Genomic DNA, 14,345 nt, shown 5'->3' with positions numbered 1-14,345 from the left:
TTTCTATCCGAAGAGCAACTATAAATACGCAGGCACACGCGGTTCATCCACCAAGCCGTGGCTTTCCGGTCACAGCCTTTGTCAAACGATCAGTATTCGCGGCGATCCGGCTTGATCTCCTGCAGGATCGTGGTCGCGATCTCCTCGATCGACTTGGTGGTCGAGGACAGCCAGCGGATGCCTTCGCGCTTCATCATGGCTTCGGCCTCGTTCACCTCATAGCGGCAGTTCTCGATCGACGCATACTTGCTGCCGGCGCGGCGCTCGTTCCGGATCTGCGACAGGCGCTCAGGCGTGATGGTCAGGCCGAACAGCTTGGCCTTAAAGGGCGGCAGCGAGGAGGGCAGCTTGCCACGCTCGAAGTCGTCCGGGATCAGGGGATAGTTGGCCGCCTTCAGGCCGTACTGCATCGCCAGGTAGAGGCTGGTCGGGGTCTTGCCCGAGCGCGACACGCCGACCAGGATCACGTCGGCCTCGGCCAGGTTCTTGTGCGACTGGCCGTCGTCGTGCGCCAGCGAAAAGTTGATGGCTTCGATGCGGTTCTTGTATTCCTCGGTGTCCACCGCGTTGTGGATGCGGCCGATGGTATGGGTCGACTTGACGCCCAGCTCCTGCTCGAGCGGCGAGACGAAGGTCTGGAACAGGTCCATGTGCATGCCGTTCGCGGCCCGGATCACGCTCGACAGGTCGTGCTTTACCAGGGTCGAGAACACGATCGGGCGCTGGCCGTCGCGCACGAAGCTCTCGTTGATGCGGCGCGCCGCGTCGTGGGCCTTGTCGATCGAGTCGATGAAGGGAATGCGGATCTGGCGGAAGCGCATTTCGAACTGGCTCAGCACGGCGTGGCCGAAGGTCTCCGCCGTGATGCCGGTGCCGTCCGAAACGAAGAACACGGTGCGCGACGAGGGAGGGAAGGCGGGGCGGATTTCTTCGGTCATTGTATGCAAACGCTGGGCAATGGTGACAAACTTGCAGGATTGTGTGCTGTACATCACCCTTTCACGGGTTAAAATGCTTGGCAACGGATGTGCATTGTGCTGCACGGCGGACAGAATAACAAGAATACACCTCCGCTGCCCGGCACTGGCGCCAACAGGTTTCTATCATCAAGTAAGGGTGTTTTACCATGACTAACCTAGCAACTGGAGTGTTGAAGGAGCCTGACCAGGCAAGCGGTACGGACAAGGTCTACGTCGCCGCGTTCGAGAACCTGCGCATGACCGACGTCGAGTCGGTCGGCGGCAAGAACGCCTCGCTCGGCGAGATGATCAGCCAGCTCGCCGAAGCCGGCGTGCGCGTGCCGGGCGGCTTCGCCACCACGGCCGACGCCTTCCGCGACTTCCTCGGCCATAGCGTCAACGGCGGTCCGTCGCTGGCCGACCGCGTCGCCACCCGCCTCGAGACGCTCGACGTCGACGACGTGCGCGCGCTGGCCAGCGCCGGCGCCGAGATTCGCCAGTGGATCATCGAGACCCCGTTCCAGCCGCGCCTGGAGCAGGAAATCCGCGCCTACTACGAACGCCTGGTGGCGGACTCCAGCACCGAGATGTCCTTCGCGGTGCGTTCCTCGGCCACCGCCGAGGACTTGCCCGACGCGTCCTTCGCGGGCCAGCAGGAGACCTTCCTGAACGTGGTCGGCATCGACAACGTGCTCGAAGCGATGAAGCACGTGTTCGCCTCGCTCTACAACGACCGCGCGATTTCCTACCGCGTGCACAAGGGCTTCACCCACGCCGAGGTCGCGCTGTCGGCCGGCGTGCAGCGCATGGTGCGTTCCGACCTGGGCGCGGCCGGCGTGATGTTCACCATCGACACTGAATCGGGCTTCAAGGACGTGGTCTTCGTCACCTCGAGCTATGGCCTGGGCGAGACCGTGGTGCAGGGCGCCGTCAATCCGGACGAGTTCTACGTGCACAAGCCGATGCTCGCGCAGGGCAAGTCGCCCGTCATCCGCCGCAACATCGGCTCCAAGCTGATCAAGATGGAGTTCACCCAGGAAGCCAAGGCCGGCCGTTCGGTCAAGACCGTGGACGTGCCGATCGAGCTGCGCAACCGCTACTCGCTCACCGATGCGGAAGTGGTCCAGCTGGCCAAGTACGCCGTCATCATCGAGAACCACTACGGCCGTCCGATGGACATCGAGTGGGGCAAGGATGGCCGCGACGGCCAGCTCTACATCCTGCAGGCGCGTCCGGAAACCGTGAAGTCGCAGGAGAAGTCGACCGACGCGCAGCAGCGCTTCACCCTGAAGGGTTCGGGCACCGTGCTGACCCATGGCCGCGCGATCGGCCAGAAGATCGGCGCCGGCCCGGTGCGCGTCATCACCGACCCGTCGGAGATGGAACGCGTGCAGCCGGGCGACGTGCTGGTGGCCGACATGACCGACCCGAACTGGGAGCCGGTGATGAAGCGCGCTTCCGCCATCGTCACCAACCGCGGCGGCCGTACCTGCCACGCGGCGATCATCGCGCGTGAACTGGGCGTGCCGGCGGTGGTGGGCTGCGGCGACGCCACCGACGTGCTGAAAGACGGCACCTTCGTCACGGTCTCGTGCGCCGAAGGCGACGAAGGCCGCATCTACGACGGCATCCTGGAAACCGAGGTCACCGAAGTCTCGCGCGGCGCGCTGCCGCCGCTCAAGACCAAGATCATGCTCAACGTCGGCAACCCGCAGCTGGCCTTCGACTTCCAGTCGGTGCCGAACGGCGGCGTCGGCCTGGCGCGTCTCGAGTTCATCATCAACAACAACATCGGCGTGCACCCGAAGGCCATCCTCGAGTACCCGAACATCGACGCCGACCTGAAGAAGGCGGTGGAGTCGGTGGCCCGCGGCCACGCCTCGCCGCGCGCCTTCTACGTCGACAAGCTGGCCGAAGGCGTGGCGACCATCGCCGCCGCCTTCTGGCCCAAGCCAGTCATCGTGCGCCTGTCCGACTTCAAGTCGAACGAGTACAAGAAGCTGATCGGCGGCTCGCGCTACGAACCGGACGAAGAGAACCCGATGCTGGGCTTCCGCGGCGCCGCGCGCTACCTGGCCGAAGACTTCGCTGAGTCCTTCGAGATGGAATGCGAGGCCATGAAGCGCGTGCGCAACGACATGGGCCTGACCAACGTCGAGCTGATGGTGCCCTTCGTGCGTACCCTGGGCCAGGCCGAGAAGACGGTGGAGCTGCTGGCCAGGAATGGCCTGAAGCGCGGCGAGAACGGCCTGCGCCTGATCATGATGTGCGAAGTGCCGTCCAACGCCATCCTGGCCGAGCGCTTCCTCGAGTTCTTCGACGGCTTCTCGATCGGTTCGAACGACCTGACCCAGCTCACCCTGGGCCTAGACCGCGACTCCGGCATGGAGCTGCTGGCCAAGGACTTCGACGAGCGCGACCCGGCCGTGAAAGCCATGCTGTCGATGGCGATCAAGGCTTGCCGCGCCCAGAACAAGTACATCGGCATCTGCGGCCAGGGCCCATCGGACAATCCCGACTTCGCGGTCTGGCTGATGGAGCAGGGCATCGAATCGATGTCGCTGAACCCGGACTCGGTGATCGATACCTGGCAGAAGCTGGCGTCGATGTAAGCCGGCCTGCCGGGAGCAGGTGGCCGGGCAAGCCGAGCCTTCCCCCGTGTGGCTGCAGGTGCTACACTGGGGGCAATGATTTCGTTGCCGCCTAGACCACCCCATCTCTCTGCACCGAAGACGCAGAACCCTCGCTACCCGTACCGGGTACCGGGGGTTTTTTCTTTTTTAACTGACGAGGAGACCGCATCATGTCCGACTGGACGATCTGGCTGATCGGGACCGGCATCCTGGTGATCGCCGAGCTGTTCACCGGTACCTTTTACCTTTTGATGATCGCGCTCGGCCTGTGCGCCGGCGCGCTGGCGGCGCTGCTAGGTGCCAGCGGCCCGCTGCAGACCCTGGCGGCCGCGGCGGTCGGCGTGGCCGCCACCCTGGTGCTGCGCCGTAGCCGCTTCGGCCGGGCCGCGCGCGGCGAAGCCGCCAACGACCCGAACATGAACCTCGACATCGGCCAGCGCGTGAGCGTGCCGCAATGGCAGGGCCGGCGCGCCCGCGTGATGTACCGCGGCGCGCTGTGGGACGTCGAGCTGCGCCCGGGCGCCTCGGACCATCCGGGCGACTTCCGCATCGTCGAGGTCCACGGCAACCGCCTGGTGGTCGCCGAAGCATAAGCAAATACTATAAAACCTAGTCCAACATAAGGGATGCCAATGGAAATGTTCAGTATCGTCGCGCTGGTGATCTTCGGGATCGCCCTGGTCTTCGTCTTCAAGACGATCAACGTGGTGCCCCAGCAGCACGCCTGGGTGGTCGAGCGCCTCGGCAAGTACCATGCGACCCTGGCCCCGGGCCTGAACATCGTGGTGCCCTTCATCGACCGCATCGCCTACAAGCACAGCCTGAAGGAAATCCCGCTCGACGTCCCGCCGCAGGTCTGCATCACGCGCGACAACACCCAGCTGCAGGTGGACGGCATCCTCTACTTCCAGGTGACCGACGCCATGCGCGCTTCCTACGGTTCGTCGAACTACATCCAGGCGATCACCCAGCTGGCCCAGACCACCCTGCGTTCGGTGATCGGCAAGATGGAGCTGGACAAGACCTTCGAGGAGCGCGACCACATCAACACCACCATCGTCAACGCCATCGACGAGTCGGCCGCCAATTGGGGCGTCAAGGTGCTGCGCTACGAGATCAAGGACCTGACGCCGCCGGCCGAGATCCTGCACGCGATGCAGCGCCAGATCACGGCCGAACGCGAGAAGCGCGCCCTGATCGCCGCTTCCGAAGGCCGGCGCCAGGAGCAGATCAACATCGCCAGCGGCGAGCGCGAAGCCGCCATCGCCCGCTCGGAAGGCGAGCGCCAGGCCGCGATCAACCGGGCACAGGGCGAAGCGAACGCCATTGTCGCGCTGGCTGAGGCAAGTGCTTCGGCCCTGCGCCAGGTCGGCGCGGCGATCCGCGAGCCGGGCGGCATGGACGCGGTCAGCCTGCGCGTGGCCGAGCACTACGTCGACGCATTCGGCAAGCTGGCCAAGACCAACAACTCGCTGATCGTGCCGGCCAACATGGGCGACATGAGCACCGTGATCGCGAGCGCGCTGCAGATCGTCAAGGCGCAGAAATGACGCGGGTCGCCGTCATCACCGGCGCCTCCGACGGCATTGGCGCCGAGATGGCGCGCCAGATGGCGGCGAAGGAAGGCGCGCGCCTGGCGCTGGTGCTGGCGGCGCGCAATGCCGCCCAGCTCGAGGCTGTCGCGGCGGCATGCCGGGCGCTTGGCGCCCAGGCGCATGCCATACCGACCGACGTATCGCGCCAGGAAGACTGCCGCGCCCTGGTCGACGGGGCGGTGGCGCGCTTCGGCCGCATTGACGTGCTGGTCAACAATGCCGGACGCTCGGCCCACGCCCTGTTCGAGCAGGTCGAGGACCTCGGCTGGTACGAGGACCTGATGCGCGTGAACCTGTGGGGCAGCGTGTGGTGCACCCAGGCGGCGCTGCCGCACCTCAAGGCGGCGCGCGGCAGCATCGTGGCCGTGTCCTCGCTGGCGGGACTGGTGGGCGTGCCGGGCCGCACCGCCTACAGCGCGACCAAGTTCGCGATGACCGGCTTCTTCGAGGCCTTGCGCATCGAGCTGAAGACCGCCGGCGTGAGCGTGACCACCGCATATCCCGGCGTGGTGGCGACCCGGATCCGCTACCGCGGCTACAACGCCAAGGGCGAGGCGGCCGGCGTCAGCGGCTTGAAGGAAGAGAACGCGATGCCGGTGGAGGAGTGCGCGCGCCTGATCATCGACGGCATGGAGCGGCGCCGGCGCGAGGTCGTGATGAGCACCAAGGGCAAAGTCGGACGCCTGCTCAAGCTGCTGGCGCCTGGACTGGTGGAAAAAATGGCCCTGGCCGCGGTCAAGGATGAGGCCAGGCCGCAATAGAGCCGGCTGGAAACGGTCGCCGGATTTCAAGGACGAAAGCCATCGCCAGGTGGCTTTTTTCTTTCCCCGAACCCGAAGCGAGGCGTACACTGGCACGAAGGCTACATAGCGGAGCAGGTATGGAACTGAAGAGGCGTGGACGCGAGTGCGCGCCCGCCCATCCGGAATCGGCCCTGGCCTTGCTGACCCGCCTGGCCCTGGGCTGCGTGGCGGCCGCCTATGTGCACGGCCGGGTACAGCGCACCCGCCTGATCGAGGAGCTGGTGGAGCAACGCACGGCCGACCTGGACCGCACCACCGAGGCGCTCCGGCTGCACCAGCGCGCCATCGAATCGAGCGCCAACTCGGTGACCCTGGTCGATGCGCGTTCTCCGGGCGCCCCGATCATCCTGGTCAACCCGGCCTTTACCCGTATGCATGGCTACGGCCCCGAGGAAGTGCTTGGCCGGCCGCTGGAACTGCTGGCCTTCGGCGTCGACGACCAGCCCGGCCTGCATGAGCTGCGCAACGCCATCATCGAAGGACGCGAGGCCCACGTCCTGCTGCAGCTGCGGCGCAAGGACGGCCAGGCCTACTACGAGGAAGCCTACCTGGCCCCCATCAGGAACGAGCGCGGCGTCACCGACTACTTCGTCATCTTCGAGTACGACGTCACCACCGCCAAGCAATACGAGGCCGCGCTGGAGCACCGCGCCCGCCACGACATGCTGACCGGCCTGCCGAACCGGGTCGCGCTGGCCGACCGGATCGACCGCGCGCTGGCCTTCGCGCGCTCGGACGCCGCCCCGGTCTGGGTGGCGGTGCTCGACCTGGACTACTTCAAGCACGTCAACGACAGCCTGGGACCGGCCGCCGGCGACCGCCTGCTGCGCCAGGCCGGCGAGCGCATGCTGGCCGCTGTCGGGCCCACCGATACCGTGGCCCGCACGGGCGACGACGAATTCGTCCTGCTGTTCGAGAACCGCGCCGACGAGAGCCAGGCCGCGGCCACGGTGAGCAAGGTGCTGGCCGCCATCGCCGAGCCCTTCGGCGAAGGCGGGCAGCGGTTGTTCCTGACCGGCAGCGCCGGCATCGCGGGCTACCCGGGCGACGGCGGCGATGCCGACAGCCTGGTCAAGCATGCGCAGATCGCGATGTACCGGGCCAAGGAAAGCGGGCGCAACGCCTTCCGCTTCTACCTGCCGAGCATGAACGAGCGCGCGCTCGAACGCCTGGCCATGGTGGATGCGATGCGCCACGCGATGAACGCCGAGGAATTCGAACTGCACTACCAGCCCCAGGTGGACCTGGCCAGCGGCGCCGTGATCGGCATGGAAGCGCTGATCCGCTGGAGCCATCCGCAGATGGGCGTGATGCGGCCCGACCGCTTCATCGCACTGGCCGAGGAAACCGGCCTGATCGTCCCGCTCGGGACCTGGGTCCTGCGCGCGGCCTGTTCGCAGGCGGCCGCCTGGCAGCGCGCCGGCCTGGGGTCCTTGCGGGTGGCGGTCAACCTGTCTTCGCGCCAGTTCAGGGACGCCGCGCTGCCAGCCCTGATCGCCGAGGTGCTGCGCGAAACAGGACTGCCGGCCACCAGCCTCGAGATCGAACTGACCGAGAGCCTGATGATGGAAGACGTGGAGACGGCGGTGGCCACGATGCGCGCACTCAAGGCGATGGGCGTGCACCTGTCGATCGACGATTTCGGCACGGGCTATTCCAGCCTGTCCTACCTGAAGCGCTTCCCGGTGGACGTGCTCAAGATCGACCAGTCCTTCGTCCGGGATATCGGGCAGGACGCCAGCAGCTCGGCCATGGTGTCGGCCATGATCTCGCTCTCCCACGAGCTGGGACTGCGCGTGATCGCCGAGGGCGTCGAGACCCAGGCCCAGTGGGACTACCTGGTGGGCCGGGGCTGCGACGAGGTGCAGGGCTATTACTTCAGCCGCCCCTTGCACGTGCGCGACTTCGAGCGCATGGTGCGCGAACGCCGTCGAGCGGCTTAGAAGTCGACCGACGCCGACACCACCACGCTGCGCGGCGCGCCCAGCACCAGGTAGCCGTAGCCGGGGTAGCCGCCGGCCGAGGCCCAGTAGTCCTTGTCGGTGACATTGTCGATGCGCGCGCGCAGGGTCACGTCGCGTTCCATCAGGCGCAGGCCGTAGCTGGCGCCGATGTCCAGGCGCGCCCACGAAGGCAGCTTCTGGGTGTTGGCCGCGTCCGCGTACTGGCCCGAGGTGTAGACGGTGCGCGCGTTCAGGGCCAGGCCCTGGATGCCCGGCACGTCCCAGTCCACGCCCAGGTTCAGCTGGGTCTTGGGCACGCCGATGGCGTCCTTGCCTTCGTTCGCGCCGCCGGCGGTGCGGCGCTGCTCCGCGTCCAGCAGGGTCAGGCCGCCCAGCAGGCGCAGGCCGCGCAGCGGGCTGCCGAACACCGAGACCTCCAGGCCGCGGTTGCGCTGCTCGCCATACACGCCGAAGCGGCGGTCCTCGACATAGGCCGAAGGCTGGCTGGTGCTGAACAGGGCGGCGCTCAGGCCCAGGCGGCCGCCATCGTACTTGACGCCGACTTCCTTCTGGCGCGAGACGAAGGGCGCGAACACTTCGCCCACGTTGATGATGTCGGTACCCGATGCGACCGGGCGTTTTTGCAAGGCTTCGCTGTAGTTCGCGTACAGCGAGACGTTCTTCGCAGGCTTGAACACCAGGCCCGCCAGCGGGGTGACTTCGCTTTCCTCGTAGGCGGAATACTGGACGCCGCTGTTGTAGTCGTAGCCGAAGTCCTTGATGGTCTGGTGCCGTGCGCCCACGCTCAAGAGGATGGTGTCATTGGCGAAGGACAGCGTATCGGCCACCGCGTAGCTCGACAGGATGGTCTTGGCGGTCAGCAGCGGGTCGTTCATGTCGCCGCCGGTGAAGAAGCGCGAGGAGGGCACCGCCACATCTACCGGGCGGTAGATATTGGCGGCAAAGCCCGCGAAGTCGCTCATGCCATAGGCGTTCTTCGATTCGGAATGGAAGCCCGAGGCGGTGGCGCTCAGGCTGTGCTTGACCGGGCCGGTACGCAGTTCGCCGCGCACGCCGATTTCGCCGGTGCGCACATGGTCGACGCGCACGTTGTCGAAGCGGGTCATGACGCCGCTGCCGTTGGCGGCGGTGACGGTCGGCGAGGAGATGATGTTGAATTCGTCGCCCTTGCGCGCGCCCACCGCCGCCCAGGCGACCGCGCCGCCCGGCAGGTCCACTTCGCCGCGCAGGGTGCCGAAGGTGTCGCGTTCTTCCGACACGGTCCAGGGCTGGGCGAAGTTGCTGTCGGCCTCCGGGGCTGCGATCATGGGTACGCCCGCGCCCAGGGTCACGCTCGGGCGCGCACCGGTCAGGCTGTGGTCCTGGTGGCCGAGGTCGGCCGACAGGCGGAAGCCGCGGCCGCGGTAATCCATGCCGACCGAGTACACGCTCAGTTCGCGCGCTTCGCGGTCGACCGCGGTGTCGCCGTCGCGGCGCACAGCGTTGACGCGGATGCCGGCGCGGTTCTCCGGCCCGAAGCGGCGCGCCACGTCGGCCGCCGCATAGGCCTGGCCGCCGGTTTCCACGCCCAGCGTCACCTGCGACAGCGGCGTGTTCCCGGCGCGCTTCGGCAGCAGGTTGACGGCGCCGCCGATGCCGCCGCCGCCCGGGGCCGCGCCGTTGATGAAGCTGTTCGCGCCGCGCAGCACCTCGACGCGCTCGAGCAGCTCGGAGGCCACGAACTGGCGCGGCAGCAGGCCGAACAGGCCGTTATAGGCCAGATCGTCCGAGTTCACCTGGAAGCCCCGGATCATGTACAGCTCCTGGTAGTTGCCGAAGCCGCGCGCCACGCGCACCGACGGATCGTTCTGCAGCACGTCGGCCACGCCGCGCGCCTGCTGGTCCTGGATCAGCGCCTGGGTGTAGTTGGTGGCGTTGAAGGGCGCGTCCATGATGTCGACGTTGCCCAGCAGGCCCAGGCGCCCGCCGCGCGCCACCTGGCCGCCGGCGTAGGCCGAGGGCAGGCCCTGGGACGAGGCGTCGGCCGATGCGCTGACGACCACGGTCTGGATCGGCTGGCCGGTGGCGGATTCCTGGGCGTGGGCGGTGGTGAGGACGAGGAGGGTGGCGGCGAGCGCCAGGGGAGTGCGGCGGAAGTGTTGCGAACGCATGAATGTTGCTCTTTTCTAAATGAGAATGCTTATCATTTTAGCGCTAACGCTTGCTTCTGTAAATGAGAACCATTATTATTTGTCGATCTCATCCGCCCAAACATTCATGTCACCCGTTTCCCTGCGCCGCTGGGGCTGGATCCACAAGTGGAGCAGCCTGGTTTGCACCGTCTTCATGCTGCTGCTGTGCCTGACCGGCCTGCCGCTGATCTACCACCACGAAATCGGCCACCTGCTCGGCACCGACGTCGAGGCGCCCGCCATGCCGGTGGACACGCCGCGCGGCAACATCGATGCCGTGATCGCCTCGGCCAAGGAGCTGTATCCCAACAAGATCATGATGTACATGTCGCAGGAGGCCGACGAGCCCGCGATCTGGAACGTCACCCTGGGCGACCATCCGAACGACGAGCACTACAAGCCGATCGCGGTCGACGCCCGCACCACCAAGGTCATCACCGAGCCGGCCTTCGAGGGCGGCGCCTTCATGTCGACCATGTTCCGCCTGCACGTCGACCTGTTCGCGGGCCTGGTCGGCAAGCTGTTCCTCGGTTTGATGGGCCTGCTCCTGCTGGTCGCCATCGTCAGCGGCGCGGTGCTGTACTCGCCCTTCATGCGCAAGCTGGAGTTCGGCGCCGTGCGGCGCGAGCGCAGCCCGCGCCTGAAATGGCTCGACATGCACAACCTGCTGGGCATCGTGACCCTGGTCTGGGCCTTCGTGGTCGGCGCCACCGGCATGGTCAATACCTGGGCCGACGTCCTGCTCAAGGTCTGGCAGACCACCGAGATCGCCGAGATGCTGAAACCCTACGAGGGCAGCCCGCCGCCGACCAGGATGGCCTCGGTGCACGAGGCGATCCACCGCGCCGAAGCCGCGGAACCGGGCATGAAGGTCGGCTTCGTGGCCTTCCCCGGCACCCCCTTCACCAGCCCGCACCACTACGGCGTCTACATGCGCGGCGACGAGGCCTTCAGCTCGCGCCTGTACAAGCCGGTCCTGATCGATGCCGAGACCGGCCAGATCACCGACCGCCGCGAGCTGCCCTGGTACCTGACCGCGCTGCTGCTGTCGCAGCCGCTGCACTTCGGCGACTACGGCGGCCAGTGGATGAAATTCTTCTGGGCGATGCTCGACATCGCCACCATCGTCATCCTGGTCACGGGCCTGTACCTGTGGCTCAAACGCGGCCGCCACGCCAAGGCTGCCGTCCGCGCACCAACGCACGCACCAGCCGCGCCGGAACGCGAGATTCCCGCGCTCGTGCGCAAGGAGGCTTCATGACCCGCACCACCATGCAGATCTGGGGCGCGCCGCTGCTGCTGGCCGTCCTGACCATCGTCGGCCTGACCTCGGCGCTGCTCGGCGACGACATCTGGGACGTCGTGTCCGCCCTGGCCCTCGGCGCGCCGGTCGCCGTCGGCGCCTGGTTCAGCCTGCGCCGCACGCGTCCACGCGCCTAGCGCACCCCGCGCTCCTGCCTCGCGGTATACTCCGCCTGGCGGGGCGGCGCTCGGGCCGCCCGTTCGAACTCTCATCCGAAGGGGCACCATGTTCGCAGCAGTCGACCTCGGGTCCAACAGCTTCCGCCTGCATATCGGCGAACCGGCCGGCGGCCGCATGCACATCATGCGCACCGCGCGCGACCCGATCCGCCTGGCGGCCGGGCTCGACGCCGACAACATGCTGAGCGAGGCCGCGATGCGCACCGCCATCCGCTGCCTGCAGGACTTCCGCGCCATCCTGAACGAATACCACCTGGACGCCGTGCGCGTGGTGGCCACCAACACCCTGCGGGTGGCGCGCAACGCCGACGTCCTGCTGCCGCTGGCCGAGCAGGCGATCGGCTATCCGATCGAGATCATCTCGGGCGAGGAAGAGGGGCGCCTGATCTACATGGGCGTCTCGCGCGCCATCGACAAGCCGGACGAACGCCGCATCGTGGTCGACATCGGCGGCGGCTCCACCGAAGTCATCACCGGGACAGGGCCGGAGATTACATTGGTCGAATCCTTCGGCATCGGCACCCATCCGCAGACGGCGGCCTATTTCGCCGATGGCCGCCTTTCGGCGCGCAACTTCGACGCCGCCGTCACGGCCGCGCGCGCCCGCTTCGAGGACGCCGCCGCGCAATACCAGGCGCAAGGCTGGGACGCCTCCTATGGGTCCTCGGGCACGATGCGGGCGATCTCCGAGGTCATCGCCCGCAACCAGATCGGCGACGGCGGCGTGTCGCAGGCCAGCCTGCATGCGCTGCGCGACATCCTGCTTGAACTGGGCCATGTCGATGCCTTCCTGCTCCCGGGCGTGAAGAAGGAGCGGGTGCCGGTGATGGTGGGCGGCCTGACGGTCCTGATCGGCGTGATGCAGGAACTGGGCATTCCCCGCCTGACCGCCATCAACGCGGGCCTGCGCCTGGGCGTGCTGTCCGACCTGGAGCTGCGCGCCACCCACCGCGACCGGCGCGACGCCGCGATCCGCGCCTGCCTGCGCCGCTTCGGCGCCGACCCGCAGCGCGCGATGCGCACCGCCGCCATCGCCGCCGCCATGTACGAGAAGCTGCAGCCGCAGGGCGACAGCCTGCACCACTACCTGGCGTGGAGTAGCATGCTGCACGAGATCGGCCTGGCGGTGTCGATGACGGGGGCGCACAAGCATGGGGCCTATATCGTCGAGCATGCCGACCTTGCCGGTTTCACGACGCGCGAGCAGCGCTTGATGAGCACCCTGGTGCTGGGGCAGAAGGGCAACCTGCGCAAGGTGCGCGAGTCGCTCGGCGAGCCGGACCTGGCCAAGGCGATGCTGGCGCTGCGGTTGGCGGTGGTGTTCATGCATGCGCGGGCGGACGAGGACCTGGCGGGGCTTCGGCTGCGCTTGAAGGGGAAGGTCGAGATCGAGCTGCCGCCGGATTTGCTGGCGAAGCATCCGACCTTGGCGCCGTGGTTCGAGAAGGAAGAGGGGTTCTGGAACGATATTGGGCTGCCGTTCCATCTGCGCTGACATTCCCATTGTCGTTACCGAAATCGTAGGGTGGACGGCTTTGCCGTCCACGCGTTCAAGCTGCGGCGGCCGGCCCCTGCGCGAAGAAGAGACCGATAACTATCACCGCGTGGACGGGGGACCCGTCCACCCTACAGAGGCTTCCATGCGACTCGTCGTTCTCCTTGCAACTTGCGTCGTCGTGAGCGCGTGCGCATCATCACCGCATACCGGCGCCAAGGTTTCTGATTCCGAGGTCGAAGCCCTGATGCGCCGCGAACAGGTCCAGGGCCTGGCGATGGCCATCATCGACGACGGCAAGCTCACCAAGCTCGCCACCTACGGCAAGCGCAGCGTCGAACGCAAGCTGCCGCTCGAACCGGACACCGTCATGTACGGCGCTTCCCTGACCAAGACCGTCTTCGCCTACCTGGTCCTGCAACTGGCCGGCGAGGGCCGCATCGACCTCGACGCCCCCATTACTCAGCTGCTTCCCAAGCCACTGCCCGACTACAGGAACAAGCGCACCGACTATGCTCCTTTGGCCGCCGACCCGCGCTGGCGCCAGCTGACGCCGCGCATCCTGCTCACCCACAGCGCCGGCTTCGCCAACTTCAGCTGGATCGAACCGGACGAGAAGATCCGCATCCACTTCGAACCCGGCAGCCGCTACGCCTACTCGGGCGAGGGCATCTACCTCCTGCAATACATCCTCGAGCAAGGCCTGGGCCTGGACGTCGCGCGCGAGATGCAGACCCGGATCTTCGACCGCTTCGGCATGCGCAACACCAGCATGCGCTGGCGTCCCGACTTCGCCGCCAACCTGGCCGACGGCTACACCATCGAGGGCAAGCTCGAACCGCACGACGAACGCAGCACTGTCAGCGCGGCCGGATCGATGGACACCACCATCGCCGACCAGGCGCGCTTCTGGGCGGCGCTGCAGCGCGGCGAGGGGCTGAGTGGACGCATGCGCGCCGAGATGATGCGCCCGCAGCTGCCGATCCGCTCGCGCAGCCAGTTCCCGACCCTGGCGCCGGAGGCCGGAGCGCCGCAGGAGGGCATCGCGGCGGGGCTGGGATTGGTGACCTTCCAGGACCGCAGCGGTTTGGGATGGTTCAAGGGCGGGCACAACGAGTCGACAGGCAACATGGCCGTCTGCCTGGAGGCGCGCAAGCGCTGTGTGGTGTTGCTGGCGAACGATGTGCGTGCGGAGCGCATCTTCCCGGAGCTGGTGAAGATGGCGCTGGGGGAGAACGACATG

11 protein-coding genes are annotated in these 14,345 nt (G+C 67.1%); 9 read left to right on the top strand and 2 right to left on the bottom strand.

Features of this window, described 5'->3' with window-relative positions:
- Positions 1-89: 89 nt before the first annotated feature.
- Entirely contained in the window at positions 90-938 is an 849-nt protein-coding gene (locus KBW98_RS04640; protein ID WP_211518966.1) for a pyruvate, water dikinase regulatory protein, read from the bottom strand.
- A gap of 188 nt (positions 939-1,126) precedes the next feature.
- Here KBW98_RS04640 and ppsA point away from each other — a divergent pair, with 188 nt between their 5' ends.
- From ppsA to KBW98_RS04615, 5 genes are all read left to right on the top strand, one after another.
- Positions 1,127-3,571 (top strand): phosphoenolpyruvate synthase, encoded by a 2,445-nt coding sequence (ppsA, locus tag KBW98_RS04635; RefSeq protein ID WP_211518965.1) that lies wholly within the window; start codon positions 1,127-1,129, stop codon positions 3,569-3,571.
- 191 nt (positions 3,572-3,762) lie between these two features.
- Positions 3,763-4,185: an NfeD family protein gene (locus tag KBW98_RS04630; protein ID WP_211518964.1), complete on the top strand. Its 423-nt coding sequence runs from the start codon at positions 3,763-3,765 to the stop codon at positions 4,183-4,185.
- A 45-nt stretch (positions 4,186-4,230) separates the two neighbouring features.
- On the top strand, positions 4,231-5,142 hold the full coding sequence (locus KBW98_RS04625; RefSeq protein WP_373888903.1) for an SPFH domain-containing protein: 912 nt from the start codon (positions 4,231-4,233) through the stop codon (positions 5,140-5,142).
- The gene (locus KBW98_RS04620) at positions 5,139-5,948 is read left to right on the top strand and encodes an SDR family oxidoreductase (RefSeq protein ID WP_211518962.1); all 810 of its coding nucleotides are present in this window, start codon (positions 5,139-5,141) and stop codon (positions 5,946-5,948) included. Before KBW98_RS04625 ends, KBW98_RS04620 begins: the two co-directional genes overlap by 4 nt.
- A 119-nt stretch (positions 5,949-6,067) precedes the next feature.
- The gene (locus tag KBW98_RS04615; protein WP_211518961.1) at positions 6,068-7,933 is read left to right on the top strand and encodes a bifunctional diguanylate cyclase/phosphodiesterase; all 1,866 of its coding nucleotides are present in this window, start codon (positions 6,068-6,070) and stop codon (positions 7,931-7,933) included.
- On the opposite strand, the gene KBW98_RS04610 is transcribed toward KBW98_RS04615, so the two are convergent.
- Positions 7,930-10,104: a TonB-dependent siderophore receptor gene (locus KBW98_RS04610; protein WP_211518960.1), complete on the bottom strand. Its 2,175-nt coding sequence runs from the start codon at positions 10,102-10,104 to the stop codon at positions 7,930-7,932. The two genes, KBW98_RS04615 and KBW98_RS04610, sit on opposite strands and share 4 nt — an antisense overlap.
- A 106-nt stretch (positions 10,105-10,210) precedes the next feature.
- On the opposite strand from KBW98_RS04610, the gene KBW98_RS04605 reads away from it, so the two are divergent.
- The 4 genes from KBW98_RS04605 to KBW98_RS04590 all read left to right on the top strand — a co-directional run.
- On the top strand, positions 10,211-11,386 hold the full coding sequence (locus KBW98_RS04605) for a PepSY domain-containing protein (RefSeq protein WP_211518959.1): 1,176 nt from the start codon (positions 10,211-10,213) through the stop codon (positions 11,384-11,386).
- Positions 11,383-11,565, top strand: coding sequence for a hypothetical protein (locus KBW98_RS04600; protein WP_211518958.1), 183 nt, complete (start codon positions 11,383-11,385; stop codon positions 11,563-11,565). The genes KBW98_RS04605 and KBW98_RS04600 overlap by 4 nt, the downstream gene beginning before the upstream one ends.
- Before the next feature lie 88 nt (positions 11,566-11,653).
- Entirely contained in the window at positions 11,654-13,102 is a 1,449-nt protein-coding gene (locus KBW98_RS04595; protein WP_211518957.1) for a Ppx/GppA phosphatase family protein, read from the top strand.
- Positions 13,103-13,247: 145 nt separating this feature from the next.
- Positions 13,248-14,345, top strand: a 1,098-nt coding sequence (locus tag KBW98_RS04590; RefSeq protein WP_211518956.1) for a serine hydrolase, incomplete at its 3' end; no start/stop codon positions are given.

It is taken from the genome of Massilia sp. ST3 (assembly GCF_018119405.1).
In the GTDB taxonomy this organism is placed as follows: Bacteria; Pseudomonadota; Gammaproteobacteria; order Burkholderiales; family Burkholderiaceae_D; genus Telluria.
The sequence above is the reverse complement of the archived record's forward strand: the minus strand, read 5'-3'. Positions and strand labels throughout refer to the sequence as shown.